Origin of the sequence: Arthrobacter sp. SD76, from assembly GCF_049726125.1 — a bacterium.
GTDB lineage: Bacteria > Actinomycetota > Actinomycetes > Actinomycetales > Micrococcaceae > Arthrobacter > Arthrobacter nitrophenolicus.
In genome coordinates this window covers 3,247,049-3,261,585 of sequence record NZ_JBNBLR010000001.1, presented here as the reverse complement: position 1 = coordinate 3,261,585, position 14,537 = coordinate 3,247,049, and the positions used below count along the sequence as shown (strand labels likewise).

Below are 14,537 nucleotides of genomic sequence, written 5' to 3'. Positions count from 1 at the left end.
TATGCGCCGGCTACGCGCCTGCGTCCCGCGCCGCCGCCAGTTCCGGAAGGATATGGTCCGTCAGCAGCGGGGCCAGGTTCGCCGGCAGCGTGGCGCCGTTGTCGAGGGCAGCCAGGTCCAGCCAGCGGATCTCGGCGATTTCGGCGGACGGGTGCGCCTGCCAGGTGCCGGGTGCCCGGAACACGGTGGCCTCGATATCCGTCGCGGCCTCGTTCGCGGCGTCCGCGATCCAGACGCCCATCAGCTCCAGGTCCTGCGGATCGATGACGATGCCCACTTCCTCGGCGAGCTCACGGGCTGCCGCCTGGACAGCTGATTCGCCGGCCTCCGGTTTGCCGCCGGGATGCATGAACATTTCCGTGCCGCGCTTGCGGACGGTCAGGAGCCGGCCGGAGGGGTCGAAGACGCAGACGGCGGACACCACGATGCGGGCTTTCATGCGGCCCCGCCCCGGACCAGGTGCGATGTCAGCAGCAGGTCCTTGCGCGGTCCGGTCACGTCCCAGCTGTAGCTGAAGCGGTCAGGGCCATTAAAGGTGTAGGCCACGCGGTAGGTGTCGGGATCGCACCAGTGGTTGTCCAGGTTGGCTTGCGGGGTGAAGCTCATCCGGTGGAAGGGCCGCCCGTCGGGAAAGAACACGTCCAGGGCGTCGGGCCGCCCGGCGGGCCGCAGCAGGTATTCCCGGAAGGCGGGGCCGGTGAAGGAGGGCCAGCGCATGGTGCCTTCTTCGCGGAAGGCCAGGCCGCCGTCGTCGTCGGGGACGAAGCGTACGACGCCGGTGAAGGTTCCGCGGGTGCCGTTGGCCCGGTCCAGCATGTCGCGTTCGACCGTCCACAGGCCTGCTTTCTGGGCAGTACCCGCAGCGGGCCCCAGCAGGTAGGCGCGGAGTTCGAACTCCGGGGGAGGAACGTTCAAGTGCCCTCGATTGGAATCGAACCAACGACACCGGCTTTAGGAGAGCCGTGCTCTATCCACTGAGCTACGAGGGCTTGCATCCGACAGGACCGGCAGGGCCGTCCGAACGGACACGCATACCAGCATACAAGGTGCCAGGCCGTACTACGCTCAAGGCATGACTCCAGCACCGTCCACGGCGCCCGCGGCGGCGTTCATTCCGGATACCGCGTCCACCCGGCAGTACATCGGTGCGTGGTCGGTGTTGAGCGTGCTGCAGTATTTCGCCGCCGAAGCTGCGGTGATCGCGGCATGGGCCGGCCCCCGTCCCTATGACCTGCGGACCGGCTACATCAGCGACCTGGGTGCCCTGAACTGTGGCATCTTCGACGGGCGGGAGGTCTGCTCCCCGCTGAATTGGCTCATGAACGCGTCGTTCGTGGTCCAGGGCCTGGGAATGCTGCTGGGTGCCATCCTGCTGAGCTCGGGCCTGCTGTGCGTGGCGGCGCGGGCGGGGGCGCGGGTACAGCCTGGCCGCAGCAAGCCGTGGCTCGCAGCGGTCTGGGTGCGGATCCTGACCGGAACAGCCGGGGCGGGCACCGTCATTGTGGGTCTGGTTCCCGAGGACGCCGGCTCCGGCTGGCACTTCACCGGTGCCATCATGTACTTCCTGGCCGGTGCCGCGGCATTGCTGGTGCTTGGCATCCTCTGGCTGCGGAAGTCGGCCATGGCCTGGTTCATCCTGGCCTGCGGCGGCGTGTCCCTGGCCGCGCTGGTGACCGGCGGCCTGACCAGGATGGACATTCCCGAGCCCGGAACACTCGAGCGCATCATGGGCTACCCCGTCACCGTGGGCATGGCGACGGCGGGCCTGGTGATTGCGCAGCGGGTGCACCGGCACCGGAAGCAGGCCCGGGCGGCAGCAGCCGTCAGCTAGCAGCCTTCTTGCTCCGCGCCTTCAGCAGCACGGCCGCGCCGCCTGCCACCAGGCTCAGGACCAAAAGCACCCACCCGGCAATGGTGAGGCCGGACGCCAAGGCAACCTGGCCGGCGTCGGGCGCTTCGGCAGCCAGGACGCCGTCAATGGCAACGTTGCCCCAGAGCCGGACCACCACGAACAGCAGCGGCAGCGCCCACAGCGCCCAGCGGAACGCCTTGCGGGCGACGTTGGTGCCGATCAGCAGCAGCCACGTGAAGCCGAAGATCAGCGGGAACAGCGTGCCGGCGGTCTTGTGAACGTAGTTGAGCTGGCCGAGCGCGTCAGCGTCCATCACCGCCTGAAGCTGGCCGATGTAGGCAGGGTCAAAGCCGCCGATGAGCGAGTCCGGCATTGCCAGCCCGCCGGTCAGCTGCCGGAGCTGGTCCAGGGTCAGCAGGTGCAGGTACCAGAACAGGAACAGGCTGGCCACGACGCCGGCGATCAGGATCAGGTTGCTGTTGCTCTGGGCTTTTTCCGGTGTCCGGCTGGTGGTCGGGTTGATCACCGGCGGCAGGTGGTGCTGCGGCACCGCCGCCTTGGCGCCGTGCTTCTTGATCCGCTGGGCAGGGGTCTTGGCCATGGCACCATTATTCCGCCCCATACACTGAAGCCATGACCATTGGCCGGCACAGCGCTGTTGAACTTGACCCTTCGTTGGACGACCACCAGCTGGCGGCAGCCCTGGTGCGGGAGGCCGGGCAGCTGGCACTCCTGATGCGGATGGCCGGGCTGCAGTCCCAGCAGAAGACATCCATTTCCGACGTTGTGACGGCCGCGGACCACGCCGCCGAGGCCTACGTGCTGGAGCAGCTGCAGCGCTGCCGGCCGGAGGACGGAATCCTGGGTGAAGAGGGCGCATCCGTGCAGGGCAGCAGCGGGCGGACCTGGGTCATCGACCCCGTGGACGGCACCTACAACTTCCTGCACGGCTCCACGTACTGGTGCTCCGCCATTGCCCTGAAGGACGAAACCGACGTGCTGCTCGGGGCCATCTACCAGCCGGAGGAGGACAAGCTCTGGCTGGGCGGGCGCTCGCACCCGGCCACCCTCAACGGGGAACCGCTCACGGTCTTCCACGACAACCGCGGCCAACGCAACGGAACTGCCGTCGCCGAACTGGGCGCCGCCACCTACATCCATCCCCGCTGGCTGATGGACCCGATGTGCGCCATGCCGTGGCACGCCGCCGCAACCTCCGCGGCAACCCTGCGCATGCTGGGTTCGGGCTCCTGCGACCTGGGCAGGGTGGCGGACGGGCAGCTGGGCTGCTGGTTCCAGCACAGCTGCCCGGAATGGGACTGGCTGCCGGGCAAGGCCATCGTCCGCGCCGCCGGTGGCGCCGTGGACACCGTCCGGGTCAACGGCCTGGAATGGTTCATGGCAGGAGGCACGACGGCGGTGCGGGAGTTGCGTGCGGCCCTCGAGTCGGCCTCGGTGGCCTAAGCCGGGGAGACGGGGCAATGCCGGCAGATTCCGTGGCGTAATCCACAGGCCGGAAGTGGGTGTCGGTCCCACCGCCTAGACTTGTAGGCACCATGGATATGTTGTTTGACCCGTACTCTGACGGACCGTTCAAGGCCGCTCCCGCAGCTGCTGCCCGCACCAAGGCGCACCCGGACGGCCTCGCCACGGCGGCCGGTCCAGGTGGCAGCGTTCCCGCCGGGGACCCTGCCGGAATCCATGAAGCAGGCGGCGGGCACCCGGGTGCCGGGCCGGACCGGCAGCACCATGGCAGGCCCCGGCTCGATGCCGCCAAGCTCCTGGAAGGGCTCAATCCGCAGCAGGAGGAAGCGGTCAAGCACGCCGGTTCCGCGCTGCTGATCGTGGCCGGTGCGGGTTCCGGCAAGACCCGCGTCCTCAGCAACCGGATTGCCTACCTGATTGCCACGGGCCGTGCCCACCATGGCGAAATCCTGGCCATCACCTTCACCAACAAGGCCGCCGCGGAAATGCGGGAGCGCATCGAGGCGCTGGTGGGTGGCCGCGCCAAGATCATGTGGATTTCGACCTTCCACTCGTCCTGTGTGCGGATCCTGCGCCAGGAGGCTGCCAATGTGGGCCTGAAATCAAACTTCTCCATCTACGATTCAGCGGATTCCCTGCGGCTGGTCACCCAGGTGTCCAAGGCCCTGGACCTGGACCCCAAGAAGTTCGCCCCCAAAGCCATCCAGCACAAGATCTCGGCGCTGAAGAACGAGCTCATCGACGCCGATTCCTACGCCTCGGCCGCGAACTACAACGATCCCTTCGAGCAGGCCGTTGCCGAGGTCTACAAGGGCTACACGCAGCGGCTCCGCCAGGCCAACGCCATGGACTTTGACGACCTCATCGCCGAGACCGTCTTCATGTTCCGCGCGTTCCCGGCGCTCGCCGAGTCCTACCGCCGCCGGTTCCGGCACGTCCTGGTGGACGAGTACCAGGACACCAACCATGCTCAGTACGCGCTGGTGCGCGAGATCGTGGGGGAGGGGCCCGGGGCGTCGGAGCTCACCGTGGTGGGCGACTCGGACCAATCCATCTACGCCTTCCGTGGTGCGGACATCCGCAACATCGTCGAATTCGAGAAGGACTATCCCGAGGCCCGCACCATCAAACTGGAGCAGAACTACCGCTCCACGCAGAACATCCTCAGTGCGGCCAACTCGGTCATCTCCCGCAACCCCAACCGCCCCGAGAAGCGGCTGTGGACCGCGGAAGGGGAAGGCCACAAAATCATCGGGTATGTGGGCGAGAACGAGCACGACGAAGCCCAGTTCATCGCCAAGGAGATCGACCGGCTCCAGGACGAGGACAACCTGCGCCCGGGCGACGTCGCCATCTTCTACCGGACCAATGCACAGTCCCGGTCCATCGAGGACGTCCTGGTCCGGGTGGGCCTGCCCTACAAGGTAGTGGGCGGCACGCGCTTCTACGAGCGGAAGGAAATCAAGGACGCCCTCGCGTACCTCCGGGTCCTGGTCAACCCCGACGACGACGTCAACCTCCGCAGGGTCCTCAACGAACCCAAGCGGGGGATCGGCGACCGCGCCGAAGGCGCCGTCGCCGCCCTTGCCCAGCGTGAGCGGATTTCGTTCATGGCCGCAGCCCGCCGTGCCGAACAGGCCCCGGCCATGGCCACCCGCTCCGTCAACGCCGTCCTTGGCTTCGTGAAGCTGCTGGACGACCTCGCCGAGGTGGCTTCCGGGTCCGGCGCGGCCGCCGCACTTGAAGCGGTCCTGGAGCAGACCGGCTACCTGGCGGCACTGCGGGCAAGCACCGATCCCCAGGACGAGTCCCGGGTGGAGAACCTGGCCGAACTCGTCGCCGTCGTCCGTGAATATGAGCGTGACAACCCGGAAGGGACGCTGGAGGCGTTCCTGGAGCAGGTGTCCCTGGTGGCCGACGCGGACCAGATCCCGGACGCCCCGGGCGCCGACATCGACTCCGCGGTGGCCGAAGCCAAGCGGCTGGGCGTCGTCACCCTGATGACTCTCCACACTGCCAAGGGCCTCGAATTCCCCGTGGTGTTCCTGACCGGCATGGAGCACGGGCTGTTCCCGCACCAGCGCTCCGCCACGGACCCCAAGGAACTGGCCGAAGAACGCCGGCTGGCCTACGTGGGGCTCACCCGCGCCAGGAAACGGCTCTACGTCACCCGGTCCGAGGTCCGGAGTATGTGGGGACAGAGCCAGTACAACCCCGCCAGCCAGTTCCTCGAGGAAATCCCCGCCGAGCTTCTGGAGTGGAAGCGGGAAGGCACCAGCAGGCAAGCGGCCTGGAGCGGCGGCGGGTCTATCGGCTCGGGCAAGTACAGCGGATCGTTCTGGGGTGCGGGCACCTCCCGCGGAGCCAATGCCGACCCCTCGGCCGGGTTCAACGCCGACGTCCCCGCAGTCATCGCCCGGAACCGGGTGCAGCCGCAAAAGGAAATCATCGCCGTCAGCGTGGGGGACAAAGTCAACCACACAAGCTTCGGCAACGGGACCGTCCTGGCCCTGGAGGGGGCCGGGGACAAGACCGTGGCCAAGGTGAAATTCGACGGCGGCGAGAAGCGCCTCCTGCTTCGCTACGCGCCGCTGACCAAACTGGACGCCTAAGAGCCCTGCCAAAACCTGATGCAAGCTCGGTGCTTAGGCGCGCCAGAAAAGACCTTCCGACTTAAGGTGGCCCCGCCGTCGTGGGCCACTTTGGGCGGCGAAATTCGCAAAACGGGCCCGGACTGCGGCGTGTCCGTGTCGAAGTGCCCCAGTAGGGCGCGGGCTGGGGAAGATGACTTCGGGCAGCGCCACTGGCGGGCATAATGGAGCGCATGCGACGGACTGTTTGGGGGATGCTCGCCGCCCTTTTCCTGGCCACTGCCACCGGGTGCACTGTCACCACTGAGGATCCCGGCTACGTGCCGCCGCCCCCGCCCGCGCCGATGGACCAGCTGGAACAGGCCGCCCTGGCCAGCCCCCAGGATTTCTCGAACGGTGAGGACACCCTCTCGTTCATCACCGAAGACCGCACTGTGGCCTGCTCCCTCACGTCCGCCCGCGGGGAGCACATCAACCTCCCGTACGAAACAAACGGCTACAGCGATTCAGCAAACAACAGGCTTGCCATCGTCCCGGTTGCGCACTGCGAACTGGCAACCTACCCCAAGCCCGACGCGGACGACGTCAGGGACGACTGTGCCGGAACCGGGCTGGGCTACCTGGGCGGGGTCGCGCTGCTCACTCCGGACAAGGCCTGGTACGGGGAGTGCCGGTCCGGCGTCACACAAATGGAGGCAACCTACGGGCCCAACGGTAGCCGCACAGGTCCGCTGGCCCAGCTGCCGGTCCTGGCCGAGGGGCAGAACCTGGAACGCAACGGGCTGCGGTGTTCGGCCTACAACGGCGGCGTGGCATGCGGAAACGTCTCTGCCGGCGTCGGATTCTTCGTGTCAACCGAGCGTTACGAACTGATTCCCGGACCCGGTGAAGAGGCCTCCCCGGCGCCTTCCGAGGGCTCAAAAACCCCGTAAATCCGCGGTTTTTCTACGCCTCATAGAATAGTGTCCTTACTCACATAAGCGGTAGTCTGGGACGGGCCGGTCCCCATAAAGGACTAGAGTTCCCAGAGGAGCATTACGCCGCGTGGCTCGTTTCCAGACAGGCCGCCGGTGCGTGCAATCCGCAGCCCGGTCATCGTCTATCGATGGTGTCCGGCTGTATAGAAACTACTTCGACGTAGAAGGACACTAAACCGTGGACCTGTTTGAATACCAGGCGCGCGATATGTTCGAGGCGCACGGTGTACCCGTGCTGGCCGGCATCGTGGCGTACACCCCAGAAGAAGCAAAGGCAGCTGCCGAAAAGATTGGCGGCGTCACCGTCGTCAAGGCACAGGTCAAGATCGGCGGCCGCGGCAAGGCCGGCGGCGTGAAGGTCGCAAAGTCCGCTGACGAGGCACTTGAGCACGCCACCAACATCCTGGGCATGGACATCAAGGGCCACACCGTCAAAAAGGTGATGATTGCCCAGGGTGCGGACATCGCCGAAGAGTTCTACTTCTCCGTCCTGCTGGACCGGGCCAACCGCAACTACCTGGCCATGTGCTCGGTTGAAGGCGGCATGGAAATCGAGCAGCTCGCCGTCGAACGCCCGGAGGCGCTGGCCAAGGTCGCCATCGACCCCGCCGTCGGCATCGACCAGGCCAAGGCGGACGAGATCGTCGCCACGGCAGGCTTCGCTGAGGAACTGCGCGGCAAGGTGGCCGACGTCATCCTCAAGCTCTGGGACGTCTTCAAGAAGGAAGACGCAACCCTGGTGGAGGTCAACCCGCTCGTCCGCACCGGCGCCGGCGAGATCATCGCCCTTGACGGCAAGGTCTCCCTCGACGAAAACGCGGAGTTCCGCCACGCCAAGCACGCGCTGCTTGAGGACAAAGACGCTGCCGATCCCCTTGAGGCCAAGGCAAAGGCGCAGGACCTCAACTACGTCAAGCTCGACGGCGAAGTCGGCATCATCGGCAACGGCGCCGGCCTTGTAATGTCCACCCTTGACGTCGTTGCCTACGCCGGTGAAAACCACGGCAACGTCAAGCCCGCAAACTTCCTGGACATCGGCGGTGGAGCCTCCGCCGAGGTCATGGCTGCCGGCCTGGACGTCATCCTCGGTGACGAGCAGGTCAAGTCCGTGTTCGTTAACGTCTTCGGCGGCATCACCGCCTGCGACGCCGTCGCCAAGGGCATTGTCGGTGCACTGGCCGAGCTGGGCCACACCGCGAACAAGCCGCTGGTAGTCCGCCTTGACGGCAACAACGTCGAGGAAGGCCGCCGCATCCTGAACGAGGCCAACCACCCGCTGGTTACCCTGGCCGCCACCATGGACGAGGGCGCCGACAAGGCCGCCGAGCTCGCCAACGCAGCTAAGTAAAGGGACGCACCATGTCTATCTATCTGAACAAGGACTCCAAGGTCATCGTCCAGGGCATCACCGGCGGCGAAGGCACCAAGCACACCGCCCTGATGCTGAAGGCCGGAACCAACATTGTTGGCGGCGTCAACGCCCGCAAGGCCGGCACCACGGTCCTGCACGGCGACCAGGAAATCAACGTCTACGGCACCGTCAAGGAAGCCATGGCGGAAACCGGCGCCGACGTCTCCATCGTCTTCGTTCCGCCGGCATTCACCAAGAACGCTGTTGTTGAAGCTATCGAAGCAGGCATCGGCCTGGTAGTGGTCATCACCGAAGGCGTGCCGGTCCAGGACTCCGCCGAATTCTGGGCCCTGGCCCAGTCCAAGGTGGACGCCGACGGCAACCAGGTCACCCGCATCATCGGACCGAACTGCCCCGGCATCATCACCCCGGGCGAGGCGCTGGTGGGCATCACCCCCGCCAACATCACGGGCAAGGGCCCCATCGGACTGGTTTCCAAGTCCGGCACCCTGACCTACCAGATGATGTACGAACTGCGCGACCTCGGCTTCTCCACCGCCATCGGCATCGGGGGCGACCCCATCATCGGCACCACGCACATCGATGCGCTGGCCGCATTCGAGGCTGACCCCGAGACCAAGGCAATCGTCATGATCGGCGAGATCGGTGGCGACGCCGAAGAGCGTGCCGCCGACTTCATCAAGGCCAACGTCACCAAGCCGGTTGTCGGCTACGTGGCAGGCTTCACCGCGCCGGAAGGCAAGACCATGGGCCACGCCGGTGCCATCGTCTCCGGTTCCGCCGGTACCGCCCAGGCCAAGAAGGAAGCCCTGGAGGCCGCAGGCGTGAAGGTCGGCAAGACGCCGTCCGAGACCGCCAAGCTGCTGCGCGAGGTTTACGCAGCCCTCTAATAGATCCAGATATCGACGCGGGGTCACTCCCGGCCCAATATTCTCCTTGGGATGGGCCGGAAGTGACCCCGCGTTTGTTTTAAGTACGACGACGTCCGGCGCCTTGGCGGTTTCAAGGGGTCGTTGCAACACCTGCTGGTTAGGTGGTTAGTAGTAAATCACGTAAACGCTCGGCTGGAGTTTTCCAGCCGAGCGTTTTGCGTGGGCGGCCGTTGAGTTCCTGGGCGACGTGTTCGAGGTCCTCGGGTCCGAAGACAGACAGATCGGTGCCTTTGGGGAAGTACTGGCGCAGCAGGCCGTTGGTGTTCTCGTTCGAGCCGCGTTGCCACGGGCTTGCGGGGTCGCAGAAGTAGACCTGCATGTCGGTGGCGAGAGTGAAGGATTTGTGGGCAGCCATTTCCGATCCCTGGTCCAGGTCAGGGATCCCCGAAGGTGCGCCGGAAGGGTGGCCATGGTTTTGATGAGGCCGTCACGGACGGTTGAGGCAGAGTGGTCCTTTGGCAGGTGGACGAGCATTAGGTAACGGGTGGTGCGCTCGACCAGGGTCGCGATCGCGGACTGGTTGTGGGCGCCAGTGATGAGGTCCCCCTCCCAATGCCCCGGTATGGCGCGGTCCTCGATCTCGGGCGGACGTTCGGAAATCATGATCATGGGGTCGGTGAACCTGGGAGTGCGCTGATCAGCGGTGGCATGGGGTTTTCGCCGGGTCCGGCCGGTCCGCAGAGCTGCTTGCACCTCACGTTTAAGTCCGCCTCTGGCTTGGAGGTAGAGGGCCTGGTAAATCGTCTCTGGGCTCACGCGCATCTCCGGGTTGTCGGGGAACTCTTCGACCAGCGTGTGGCTGATCTGTTCCGGAGACCAGCGTAGGAGCAGCTTGTCCTTCACGTACTTACGCAGGTCCGACTCGCCCGCGAGTTTGGCTGTCTTGGGCCGGGCCCGCCGGGCAGTTGCCTTCCGATGTGCACCGTGGGGAAGGTAGCCCATCCGCGGATCGGTGTTTCGGGCCAACTCGCGGCTGACTGTTGAGGGCGATCTGCCGAGGGCGTGGGCGATCGCCCGCACCGAGGATCCGGCGGCCTGCAGGTCCCGGATAAGTTCCCGTTCCTTGACGTTGAGGTACCGCGGGTGGATAGGTTTCTCCAGCGCGGCCACCGGGACCTGGACCGTTTCTGTTGTGCCGGCGGCAGAGGTCATAGTGATCACACCACGTTTGTAGTCGACCACCCGGCCATCCGGATAAATGCGTCGTCCGCCGGACTTCCGGATTCCCTGGTCCCACTCCTCAGCGGTCCGTAAATGAATACCAACTGCCGCGGCAGCTTTCCGTCGGCTCACGCCGGCGTTGCGCAGCCGGGAGAACTCGTCCCTTCCAGGGTGTGGACCTGTCCCCGGCTTTCCCTGACCCTTCAGCCCGGCTTTCCGCACCCACGCGGCGCACGTATTGGGATTCAGCCCGAGTTCCTTTGCAGCCTCCGTGGTGCTCTTAAGACGGTCGAACACGGCGAAGAACTGCTCTTTCTGCCTAGCCGTGTACTTCCGGTGCACCGACTGCTTCCGTACTTTGCCCCGGGGCAAACCAGCCTTGCGGATCCATTGGTGACAGGTCATCACATTGAAACCGAGTTCCCTCGCGGCGGCACTGACATTTTGAACCCGATCGAGGGCCGCAAAGAACTGATCCTTCTGCTCCTGCGAATATCTCCGCCGCCCAGCGGGCTTCTCCCTAAAGACGACACGGTCGTTGCAACTCCCAAAAATTCTGGGTGTTGCAACGACCGCTAGAACCCGCCCTTCTCCACGGAAGGCGCCGGACGTCGTCGTACTTCTGCTTGCTAAACCTTGGCGCTGCTCAGCAGTTCGTCGAGCCGCTCGTAGCCCTCGCTCAGGCCGCCCTCCATGCCGGACTGGGCCATCCCGTCCCGGGCTTCCTGGCTGGGGTAGACCGAGTGTCCGCGCAGCCGCGTCCGGCCGTTGCCCAGGTCCTCGAACGTCATGAATTCCAGGCTCACGACGTCTGGGTAGCCGCCGAACTCGAAGGTCTGGATGGCGAATTCGTTCTCGCGCACCGTATGGAAGATGCCCTTGAACTCGTAGGGCACACCTTCCGGTCCCGTGTGCAGGTAGCTGTAGCTGCCTCCGGTCCGGAAGTCGTAGTGGTCGATGTCCATCTTGTAGCCCCGCGGGCCGAGCCACTGCACAATCAGGTCCGGCTCCTTGTGGGCCCGGAACACGTCCGCGACGGGGAAATCGAACTCGCGCTCGTAGTCGATGAAGGGGACGCCTTCGGGGACGGAGAGCTTCAGTGCGTTGGTCATTTCTTGTCCTTTGCCTTGGCGCCGTCATGCCCGGCGCTGGATTGAAGCACGGCATCCAGGCTGCGGAACTGCCCCTCGCGGACCAGCCTGTACTGGTCGATCCAGGCGGTGAGCGCCTCCAGCCGTGCGGGATTCAGGTGGACGGGCCTGCGCTGGGCGTCCCTGGTGCGGGTGACAAGCTGCGCCTGCTCGAGGACCTGGATGTGCTTCGAAACTGCCTGTTTGGAAATTTCGAATGGTTCCGCCAGTTCATTCACGGTGGCCGGGCCCCGGCTGAGCCGGGCAATGATGCTCCGCCGGACAGGATCGGCCAGGGCCATAAAGGCCGAGTCCAATGCCATGTTGTCGGAGTCCATAGCGGCTTTCTAATCAACTAACTGCTTTATCAACCTATTGGTTGTTTAAGACTACGCCTGGCGGTTCGTGGATTCAATACCCAACCCGTCGATTTCTGGGGGATCCTTGTTCCATCTTCCACAGCTTTGTTAGTATGTCAGGACAAATAAATGAAGGAGATCAACGTGCCTCTTGTCCGCATTGACGTCAATGAAGGGCGCACCGCCGCGGAACTGCAGACGCTCAGTCGCGGAATCCACGACGCCATCCTGGCAGAGTATGGAATTCCGGAGCGGGACTACTTTCACATCCTGACCGAGCATCCGCAGGGGCAGATCTTCGCCCAGGATGCCGGCCTCGGGTTCGAGCGCACCAGGGGAGTGGTCATGATCCAGATCTTCACCCAAGGCGGCCGCTCCCAGGAGGCCAAGCAGCGGCTCTTCGCGGCGGTGGCAGAAAAGCTGGCCGGCGTGGGCGTTTCCGGCGAGGACGTCTTTATCGGGTATGTCGAAAATACTGCCGGCGACTGGTCGTTCGGCTTCGGGCGGGCGCAATACGTCACGGGCGAGCTGGCGGTTCCGAAGAAATGCGGCCCCGCCGGAAGAACCAAATAACGCTTGTTGTAAGTATGTCAGTACAAACTTTTGACAGGACATTGGTTTTGGGGCAAAGTATTGCCATGTGGTCTCCACCACGGCATCCCAGCCCCGGAGTTCGTGTCCTGTCGAGGACAAGAGTTCCACACCAGAAAGGTCCGCGATTACCGTGACCCACGAGCTTCTCACGATCGGGCGCATCAGCGTTGATATCTACCCGAACGATATCGGGGTGGACCTGGAGGACGTCACGTCCTTCGGGAAATACCTTGGCGGTTCACCGGCGAACGTGGCTGTCGCCGCTGCCCGGCACGGCCGCCGCACCGGAGTCATCACCCGCACGGGTGATGATCCCTTCGGCACGTACCTGCACCGTGAACTTGCAAAGTTCGGCGTGGACGATTCGTTTGTCTCCCCGGTGCAGGCACTCCAGACGGCGGTCACGTTCTGCGCAATCAAACCCGCTACGGACGAGTTCCCGCTGTACTTTTATGGCCGTTTCCCAACAGCTCCGGACCTGCAGATCAAGGCCGAGGAGTTGGACCTGGACGCCATCCGCGAAGCCGGAATTTTCTGGTCCACAGTGACGGGCCTCTGCCAGGAACCCAGCCGCAGCGCGCATATTGCCGCGCACGAGGCGCGCCCGCGGACCGGCCTGGCTGAAGGCCAGTTCACCGTCCTGGACCTGGACTACCGGCCGATGTTCTGGGCGTCAGAGGAAGAGGCCCGCGCCGAGGTCGCCAACGTCCTGCCGCACGTCACGGTGGCCATCGGCAACGATAAGGAATGCGCGGTTGCCGTTGGTGAGGGCACTCCGGACGAGCAGGCGGACCGCTTGTTGGCCGCCGGCGTCGAGATCGCTGTCGTCAAACTCGGAGCCGAGGGCGTGATGGCAAAGACACGCAGCGAACGGGTGGTGTCCGCCCCGGTTCCGGTAGAAACCGTCAACGGGCTGGGCGCCGGTGACTCCTTCGGCGGCGCGTTCTGCCACGGTCTCCTGTCCGGCTGGCCGCTGGCCCAGGTCCTGGACTACGCCAACGCCTCGGGTGCCATCGTCGCATCCCGGCTGTCCTGCGCTGATGCCATGCCGACGCCGGACGAGGTCACCTCGCTGCTGGCCGAACGCGGCCGCGCTGTCCCGGGCACGGTTCCCGGTGTTGCCATTCCTGAAGGAGCTTCCCTGTGACCCTCACCCCGATCGCCTCGAACAATGCCGTGGATGATGACCCGCGCCGTTATGAGCACCTGAGCACCATCCGCCTTGAGGATCCGGAAGCCATCGCCCGGGCTGCCACGTCCCGCCGCCGCCACCCCGGGCTGAAGTCCGGCCGGCAGAACTTCATCGTCGCCGCTGACCATCCGGCCCGCGGTGCCCTCGCGGTAGGAAATGATCCGGTAGCGATGGCGGACCGCCGCCAGTTGCTGGACCGCCTGCAGATTGCGCTGGCCAACCCCGCCGTGAACGGTGTCCTGGCGTCCCCGGACATCATGGACGACCTGCTCCTGCTGGGCGCCCTGGACGGAAAACTGGTGTTCGGCTCGATGAACCGGGGTGGCCTCGCCGGCCTGGTCAACGAGTTCGATGACCGCTTCACCGGCCACACAGCGGCCGCCCTGGAAGCGCTTGGTGCTGACGGCGGAAAGATGCTGACCCGTATCTGCCTGGGAGATCCGGACACCGTGGTGACGCTGGAGGCTACCGCCAAGGCCATCGACTCCTTGGCCGAGCGTAAGCTGATCGCCATGGTGGAACCCTTCCTGTCGGTCCGGGAAAACGGCCGCGTCCGCAATGACCTGTCCACCAACGCGGTCATCAAGTCGATCGCCATCGCCGAAGGCCTCGGTTCCACCAGCGCCTACACGTGGATGAAGCTGCCGGTGGTCGCTGACATGGAACGCGTCATGGCCGCCACCACCATGCCCACCGTGCTGCTGGGCGGCGACCCGGAAGGAACCCAGGACCAGGTCTTCTCCAGCTGGCAGGCTGCCCTGGCGCTGCCGGGTGTCCAGGGCCTGACCGTCGGACGCACCCTGCTTTACCCCCAGGACGGGGACGTCGCCGGCGCCGTCGCCACGGCTGCCTCGTTGCTGCACCACACCACAGAAATCCCGGAGAACTAGCC

14 protein-coding genes, 1 tRNA gene and 1 pseudogene are annotated in these 14,537 nt (G+C 65.2%); 9 read left to right on the top strand and 7 right to left on the bottom strand.

Going from position 1 to position 14,537, the window contains the following annotated elements; translation table 11 throughout:
- Nucleotides 1-10: 10 nt before the first annotated feature.
- The 3 genes from ACPEE0_RS15775 to ACPEE0_RS15765 all read right to left on the bottom strand — a co-directional run bounded on the left by ACPEE0_RS15775 (nt 11) and on the right by ACPEE0_RS15765 (nt 989).
- On the bottom strand, nt 11-439 hold the full coding sequence (locus ACPEE0_RS15775; protein WP_009358163.1) for an NUDIX hydrolase: 429 nt from the start codon (nt 437-439) through the stop codon (nt 11-13).
- Nucleotides 436-915 carry a DUF6314 family protein gene (locus ACPEE0_RS15770; protein WP_009358164.1) on the bottom strand — a complete coding sequence of 160 codons (480 nt, stop codon included), beginning with the start codon at nt 913-915 and terminating at the stop codon, nt 436-438. The genes ACPEE0_RS15775 and ACPEE0_RS15770 overlap by 4 nt, the downstream gene beginning before the upstream one ends.
- Nucleotide 916: 1 nt before the next feature.
- Nucleotides 917-989 (bottom strand) — tRNA-Arg (locus ACPEE0_RS15765).
- Between the two features lie 83 nt (nt 990-1,072).
- On the opposite strand from ACPEE0_RS15765, the gene ACPEE0_RS15760 reads away from it, so the two are divergent.
- Complete coding sequence (locus ACPEE0_RS15760; RefSeq protein ID WP_354177291.1) at nt 1,073-1,831, top strand: DUF998 domain-containing protein; 759 nt, start codon at nt 1,073-1,075, stop codon at nt 1,829-1,831.
- On the opposite strand, the gene ACPEE0_RS15755 is transcribed toward ACPEE0_RS15760, so the two are convergent.
- The gene (locus ACPEE0_RS15755; RefSeq protein WP_354177292.1) at nt 1,824-2,453 is read right to left on the bottom strand and encodes a hypothetical protein; all 630 of its coding nucleotides are present in this window, start codon (nt 2,451-2,453) and stop codon (nt 1,824-1,826) included. The two genes, ACPEE0_RS15760 and ACPEE0_RS15755, sit on opposite strands and share 8 nt — an antisense overlap.
- A 32-nt stretch (nt 2,454-2,485) precedes the next feature.
- Between ACPEE0_RS15755 and ACPEE0_RS15750 the strand changes: the two genes are divergently transcribed.
- The 5 genes from ACPEE0_RS15750 to sucD all read left to right on the top strand — a co-directional run bounded on the left by ACPEE0_RS15750 (nt 2,486) and on the right by sucD (nt 9,167).
- Nucleotides 2,486-3,316, top strand: coding sequence for an inositol monophosphatase family protein (locus ACPEE0_RS15750; protein WP_354177294.1), 831 nt, complete (start codon nt 2,486-2,488; stop codon nt 3,314-3,316).
- A gap of 92 nt (nt 3,317-3,408) precedes the next feature.
- The gene (pcrA, locus tag ACPEE0_RS15745; RefSeq protein ID WP_035752865.1) at nt 3,409-5,949 is read left to right on the top strand and encodes a DNA helicase PcrA; all 2,541 of its coding nucleotides are present in this window, start codon (nt 3,409-3,411) and stop codon (nt 5,947-5,949) included.
- Nucleotides 5,950-6,152: 203 nt separating this feature from the next.
- Nucleotides 6,153-6,860 (top strand): hypothetical protein, encoded by a 708-nt coding sequence (locus tag ACPEE0_RS15740; protein ID WP_235046899.1) that lies wholly within the window; start codon nt 6,153-6,155, stop codon nt 6,858-6,860.
- Between the two features lie 223 nt (nt 6,861-7,083).
- Nucleotides 7,084-8,253 (top strand): ADP-forming succinate--CoA ligase subunit beta, encoded by a 1,170-nt coding sequence (gene sucC / locus ACPEE0_RS15735; protein ID WP_009358168.1) that lies wholly within the window; start codon nt 7,084-7,086, stop codon nt 8,251-8,253.
- An 11-nt stretch (nt 8,254-8,264) separates the two neighbouring features.
- The gene (sucD, locus tag ACPEE0_RS15730; RefSeq protein ID WP_133352068.1) at nt 8,265-9,167 is read left to right on the top strand and encodes a succinate--CoA ligase subunit alpha; all 903 of its coding nucleotides are present in this window, start codon (nt 8,265-8,267) and stop codon (nt 9,165-9,167) included.
- A 139-nt stretch (nt 9,168-9,306) separates the two neighbouring features.
- Here the strand turns inward: sucD and ACPEE0_RS15725 are convergent.
- From ACPEE0_RS15725 to ACPEE0_RS15715, 3 genes and pseudogenes are all read right to left on the bottom strand, one after another.
- A pseudogene (locus ACPEE0_RS15725) lies at nt 9,307-10,502 on the bottom strand (IS30 family transposase).
- Between the two features lie 497 nt (nt 10,503-10,999).
- Nucleotides 11,000-11,482, bottom strand: a complete 483-nt coding sequence (locus ACPEE0_RS15720) for an SRPBCC family protein (RefSeq protein ID WP_009356895.1) — start codon at nt 11,480-11,482, stop codon at nt 11,000-11,002.
- Nucleotides 11,479-11,838, bottom strand: a complete 360-nt coding sequence (locus ACPEE0_RS15715; protein WP_009356896.1) for an ArsR/SmtB family transcription factor — start codon at nt 11,836-11,838, stop codon at nt 11,479-11,481. Before ACPEE0_RS15715 ends, ACPEE0_RS15720 begins: the two co-directional genes overlap by 4 nt.
- A 165-nt stretch (nt 11,839-12,003) precedes the next feature.
- Here ACPEE0_RS15715 and ACPEE0_RS15710 point away from each other — a divergent pair, with 165 nt between their 5' ends.
- The 3 genes from ACPEE0_RS15710 (at nt 12,004) to ACPEE0_RS15700 (ending at nt 14,535) form a co-directional block, all read left to right on the top strand.
- Nucleotides 12,004-12,432, top strand: a complete 429-nt coding sequence (locus ACPEE0_RS15710) for a tautomerase family protein (protein ID WP_035752050.1) — start codon at nt 12,004-12,006, stop codon at nt 12,430-12,432.
- Nucleotides 12,433-12,583: 151 nt separating this feature from the next.
- A complete protein-coding gene (gene iolC / locus ACPEE0_RS15705) occupies nt 12,584-13,600 on the top strand; it encodes a 5-dehydro-2-deoxygluconokinase (protein ID WP_009356898.1) in 1,017 nt (338 codons plus the stop codon).
- Nucleotides 13,597-14,535 (top strand): Cgl0159 family (beta/alpha)8-fold protein, encoded by a 939-nt coding sequence (locus ACPEE0_RS15700; protein ID WP_424574838.1) that lies wholly within the window; start codon nt 13,597-13,599, stop codon nt 14,533-14,535. The genes iolC and ACPEE0_RS15700 overlap by 4 nt, the downstream gene beginning before the upstream one ends.
- Nucleotides 14,536-14,537: the final 2 nt, after the last annotated feature.

Bases quoted from the DNA above. Each gene is read 5' to 3' on its own strand.
- ACPEE0_RS15775 (WP_009358163.1), bottom strand. From the start codon at position 439: ATGAAAGCCCGCATCGTGGTGTCCGCCGTCTGCGTCTTCGACCCCTCC.
- ACPEE0_RS15760 (WP_354177291.1), top strand. From the start codon at position 1,073: ATGACTCCAGCACCGTCCACGGCGCCCGCGGCGGCGTTCATTCCGGAT.
- ACPEE0_RS15755 (WP_354177292.1), bottom strand. From the start codon at position 2,453: ATGGCCAAGACCCCTGCCCAGCGGATCAAGAAGCACGGCGCCAAGGCG.
- ACPEE0_RS15750 (WP_354177294.1), top strand. From the start codon at position 2,486: ATGACCATTGGCCGGCACAGCGCTGTTGAACTTGACCCTTCGTTGGAC.
- pcrA (WP_035752865.1), top strand. From the start codon at position 3,409: ATGGATATGTTGTTTGACCCGTACTCTGACGGACCGTTCAAGGCCGCT.
- ACPEE0_RS15740 (WP_235046899.1), top strand. From the start codon at position 6,153: ATGGAGCGCATGCGACGGACTGTTTGGGGGATGCTCGCCGCCCTTTTC.
- sucD (WP_133352068.1), top strand. From the start codon at position 8,265: ATGTCTATCTATCTGAACAAGGACTCCAAGGTCATCGTCCAGGGCATC.
- ACPEE0_RS15720 (WP_009356895.1), bottom strand. From the start codon at position 11,482: ATGACCAACGCACTGAAGCTCTCCGTCCCCGAAGGCGTCCCCTTCATC.
- ACPEE0_RS15715 (WP_009356896.1), bottom strand. From the start codon at position 11,838: ATGGACTCCGACAACATGGCATTGGACTCGGCCTTTATGGCCCTGGCC.